This window comes from Gilliamella sp. Fer1-1 (assembly GCF_001690825.1).
Lineage (GTDB): Bacteria > Pseudomonadota > Gammaproteobacteria > Enterobacterales > Orbaceae > Gilliamella > Gilliamella apicola_C.
This window is the reverse complement of record NZ_LZGX01000029.1, coordinates 1-4,882: the sequence shown is the minus strand read 5'-3', so window position 1 is coordinate 4,882 and position 4,882 is coordinate 1. Positions and strand designations below refer to the sequence as shown.

Genomic DNA, 4,882 nt, shown 5'->3' with positions numbered 1-4,882 from the left:
CTACGTTCATTTTGCTACTCCTTTGGGTTGAATTTGATGTAAAATAACCCGATTTATTGCAAAATACAATAGGCAAAATATGTTATGATAATAATTATTTCACCAGCAAAAACCTTAGATTACCAATCACCATTATTAACCTAAAATTATACGCTTCCTCAATTTATTAACTCAACTAAAACCCCCCTATAAAAAATTCAAAAATAGCGTCGACAATTTCAATAAATATTTCACGAATAGTAGGCCAAGCTTTGATATCGTGCATTTCTTGTTTATCTACGTTCATTTTGCTACTCCTTTGGGTTGAATTTGATGTAAAATAACCCGATTTATTGCAAAATACAATAGGCAAAATATGTTATGATAATAATTATTTCACCAGCAAAAACCTTAGATTACCAATCACCATTATTAACCTAAAATTATACGCTTCCTCAATTTATTAACTCAACTAAAACCCCCCTATAAAAAATTCAAAAATAGCGTCGACAATTTCAATAAATATTTCACGAATAGTAGGCCAAGCTTTGATATCGTGCATTTCTTGTTTATCTACGTTCATTTTGCTACTCCTTTGGGTTGAATTTGATGTAAAATAACCCGATTTATTGCAAAATACAATAGGCAAAATATGTTATGATAATAATTATTTCACCAGCAAAAACCTTAGATTACCAATCACCATTATTAACCTAAAATTATACGCTTCCTCAATTTATTAACTCAACTAAAACCCCCCTATAAAAAATTCAAAAATAGCGTCGACAATTTCAATAAATATTTCACGAATAGTAGGCCAAGCTTTGATATCGTGCATTTCTTGTTTATCTACGTTCATTTTGCTACTCCTTTGGGTTGAATTTGATGTAAAATAACCCGATTTATTGCAAAATACAATAGGCAAAATATGTTATGATAATAATTATTTCACCAGCAAAAACCTTAGATTACCAATCACCATTATTAACCTAAAATTATACGCTTCCTCAATTTATTAACTCAACTAAAACCCCCCTATAAAAAATTCAAAAATAGCGTCGACAATTTCAATAAATATTTCACGAATAGTAGGCCAAGCTTTGATATCGTGCATTTCTTGTTTATCTACGTTCATTTTGCTACTCCTTTGGGTTGAATTTGATGTAAAATAACCCGATTTATTGCAAAATACAATAGGCAAAATATGTTATGATAATAATTATTTCACCAGCAAAAACCTTAGATTACCAATCACCATTATTAACCTAAAATTATACGCTTCCTCAATTTATTAACTCAACTAAAACCCCCCTATAAAAAATTCAAAAATAGCGTCGACAATTTCAATAAATATTTCACGAATAGTAGGCCAAGCTTTGATATCGTGCATTTCTTGTTTATCTACGTTCATTTTGCTACTCCTTTGGGTTGAATTTGATGTAAAATAACCCGATTTATTGCAAAATACAATAGGCAAAATATGTTATGATAATAATTATTTCACCAGCAAAAACCTTAGATTACCAATCACCATTATTAACCCAAAATTATACGCTTCCTCAATTTATTGACTCAACTAAAACCCTTATACAAGATTGTCAAAAATTGAGTGTGGAGAATTTAGCCCAATTAATGTCTATCAGCCCCAAATTAGCTGAGCTTAATTATGAGCGTTTTCAAAATTGGCATAGTGATTTTAATCTTGAGAATGCAAGGCAAGCGATACTGGCTTTTAAAGGTGATGTTTACGAGGGCTTACATGTTGAAGATTTTAATGATAGTGATCTAAAATTTGCTCAATCACATCTACGGATTTTGTCAGGATTATATGGCTTATTACGACCACTTGATCTAATTCAGCCCTATCGCTTAGAAATGGGTATTCGCTTAAAAAACGGTAACCATGCTAATCTTTATCAATTTTGGGGAGAATCATTAACAAATAAACTTAATGACGAGTTGTTAAAATCATCACATCCCACATTAATTAATTTGGCATCAAACGAATATTTCAAAGCAATAAAAGCAAAACAGCTCAATGCTAAGATCATTCAACCGATATTTTTAGATAAAGGCAAAGATGATTATAAAGTGATTAGCTTTTATGCTAAAAAAGCGCGTGGTTTAATGAGCAGATTTATTATAAAAAATAAAATTAATCACCGTGATGATATTAAAGATTTCAATTTAGAAGGCTATCAATTTGATTCAAAACGATCAACTGACTTAGAATGGTACTTCATACGCAAACATCAATAAAATAATAACGATGGTATTTTTTACAACATTATGGGCGCAGTTTTTATCTACTCTGCCCCTTTTTATGCTAATTTTATTCGGCTTTTTAGCGGTTAAAGTAGGTCGTTGGCAAAAAACAGTCACCGATAGCTTAACCAAATTTACCTTTTATATTGCATTTCCCATCATGCTATTTCAGATCATGAGCCATTTTTCTGAACATTCGCAAATCGATATAAAACTGTTATTCGTTTTTTTTGGTGGATCCTTTATTGTCTTTGCAATTGGTTGCCTAATTGCATCTAAATTATTTAAGTTAAATGGTTCAGAAAGTACAATGTTTGCTATGGGTAGTATTTATACCAATACGGTGTTTGTTGGTATTCCTATTATTAAAATGTTATTAGGCGATAATGCTATCCCCATTGTTGCCATTATCGTTATTTTTAATGCCTTAATTTTATGGACACTTGCGACGGTTTCTATTGAATTTGTGCAAATGGGAAAATGTTCAACTAAAGGGATTGTTAAAGCCTTTAAAAATGTTGCAAAAAATCCCATTATTATTGGAATTTTTACAGGCATTATAGTGAATTTTATTGGTTTACCGTTACCTAACTTTATCGATAAATCAACCAAAATGGTGAGTGAGATGACCGCACCTCTTTCATTAATTGTTTTAGGAATGGGACTGGCGGAATATAAAATTCGAGATAAACTTTTAATTACAACAGCTATCTGCACATTAAAATTGGCTATGTTACCTATTGTTACTTATATTTTAGGTAAACTCATTGGACTACCAACTTTAGAATTGCAAGTGGTGGTATTACTCAGTTCAGTTTCAATTGCGATAAATTGTTATATGATGGCAAGGCAGTTTGAAGTGTTGCAAGGCTCTATCGCTTCAAGCTTATTAATATCAACGATGCTATCTTCTATTACAACACCGTTAATTTTATCAATTATGACACATTTACCTTAAACGGTTATTTATAGCACAACTTTATAGCACAACACCAGATTGCTTATACTTCATGATTCAAATAATTTGCTAACAATGCCTAAAGCGTTTTACTTAAAATCATCTTATGTGTATAAAAATGAATAAATCATTTTCTATCTTTTGAATCTAACAAATAAAATACTGCAGAGTTTTAATTTATCACCAAACGGTATAGAATCCTGAATATTTTTTACAAAACCTATCACCTGAAAAATGCATACTGGGCTTGCCGTCTTAATTTATCTTTAATCGATTTTTAAATTTTAACCAAATGATCAATGACATGATTAATGGTTTTATAACGTTTGTTGCTACTGGTTAAGAAGACAAATAGCTTCAAACAGGCTTTTTTAGCAGGTTACAAATCATTGAACGATTCATCAAAATGTTTAGCCAAATCAGTGGTAGTTATTTTTCTTTATGATATAAGTGCCATATCGCAATCTTTGATTTACGTTAGTTCTGTTTTTTATGTCTATTTATGACGGACGTTTCTCAAATTACTGTCAATAACGCGAATAATTCCTACAGATTATTGTTCTTAACTTAATGAGCAATTTTAACTTTGTAGTGTAGCAATAGTGCCAACATAATGACTGCACTACCCAATATAAAGCGTACCCAGTCTATTGATTGATGCCAAATCGCCACATTCACCAAAATCCCTGTTGGAATAACCACATTATTCATAATAGCCAAAGTGCCCGAATTCACTTTTGTCGCACCATAATTCCATAAAAAGTAACATATGCCAGAAGCCACTACGCCAAGCCAGATAATAATGCTCCATTGTAAAATAGTTGTAGGTAATTTTGATGCATCGCCAAAAAGCAACCAACCTACTGTTGCCACAATTACCGCCCCCAAGTAAACCCAAGCAAAAGCCTGATGTTGAGGCATTGGATATATCTCCATAATTCTTTTATAACCAACCTGCCCTAAGGCAAAAACAATATTAGCCCCTTGAATTAATAAAAAGCCAATAATAAAGTTTGCACTAATATGATCATAACGGATAATAGCGGCACCAATAACTGCTATTATTGCCGTAAAAAGGTAACTCAATCTTAATGGATGACGTTGCAGTAAATCATAAATAACCGTGACATAAATAGGTGTAAAAATGGTAAACAACAGCACTTCAGGTACTGAAATATATTGGAAGGAATTATAATAAAAAAAGTACATAATCCCTAATTGACAAGCCCCAACACCCATTAAAAGAAATAGGGTTTTAAGCTTAATATTTCTAAAGCATAAAAAAGGTAAAAAGGTAATAAATGCTAACAAAACACGCATAACTACAGCAAACCAAGTATCAACCTGTCCACTGATATAAACACCAATAAAACTAAACGAAAACGACCAAATAATTGTTACAAAAATAAGATAAGCCATAATTAATATAAAGAAAGAATGATAAATGGATTGCATCGTATCAATTCACTTAATATTTGTAAACTTTATGTTATAAAAATTGATTACAACAATAAGGTATATGTAGAAAACACCGAGTTATTTACACTTCATGATTAAAATAACCCTCTAAAAATGCATAAGGCGTTGTATCTAAAATCGTTTCGCATTAAACATGCGTAATATGCTTTTTACTTTTTCATATGTTTGTGGGCTAGGATTGGTAAATTTTTGATTGATACA

The 4,882-nt window shown here is 31.2% G+C and carries 3 protein-coding genes; 2 read left to right on the top strand and 1 reads right to left on the bottom strand.

The window, feature by feature from the left end:
• Positions 1-1,464 precede the first annotated feature (1,464 nt).
• Both yaaA and A9G28_RS03765 read left to right on the top strand, forming a co-directional pair.
• Positions 1,465-2,238, top strand: a complete 774-nt coding sequence (yaaA, locus tag A9G28_RS03770; protein WP_065579809.1) for a peroxide stress protein YaaA — start codon at positions 1,465-1,467, stop codon at positions 2,236-2,238.
• A 10-nt stretch (positions 2,239-2,248) separates the two neighbouring features.
• Positions 2,249-3,202 carry an AEC family transporter gene (locus A9G28_RS03765; protein WP_065579808.1) on the top strand — a complete coding sequence of 318 codons (954 nt, stop codon included), beginning with the start codon at positions 2,249-2,251 and terminating at the stop codon, positions 3,200-3,202.
• A 567-nt stretch (positions 3,203-3,769) separates the two neighbouring features.
• Here the strand turns inward: A9G28_RS03765 and A9G28_RS03760 are convergent.
• Positions 3,770-4,657, bottom strand: a complete 888-nt coding sequence (locus A9G28_RS03760) for a carboxylate/amino acid/amine transporter (protein WP_218057316.1) — start codon at positions 4,655-4,657, stop codon at positions 3,770-3,772.
• Between the last annotated feature and the right edge of the window lie 225 nt (positions 4,658-4,882).

Excerpts from the sequence above, each read along its gene's own strand:
- A9G28_RS03765 (WP_065579808.1), top strand. The coding sequence starts at position 2,249 with ATGGTATTTTTTACAACATTATGGGCGCAGTTTTTATCTACTCTGCCC.
- A9G28_RS03760 (WP_218057316.1), bottom strand. The coding sequence starts at position 4,657 with ATGCAATCCATTTATCATTCTTTCTTTATATTAATTATGGCTTATCTT.
- yaaA (WP_065579809.1), top strand. The coding sequence starts at position 1,465 with ATGATAATAATTATTTCACCAGCAAAAACCTTAGATTACCAATCACCA.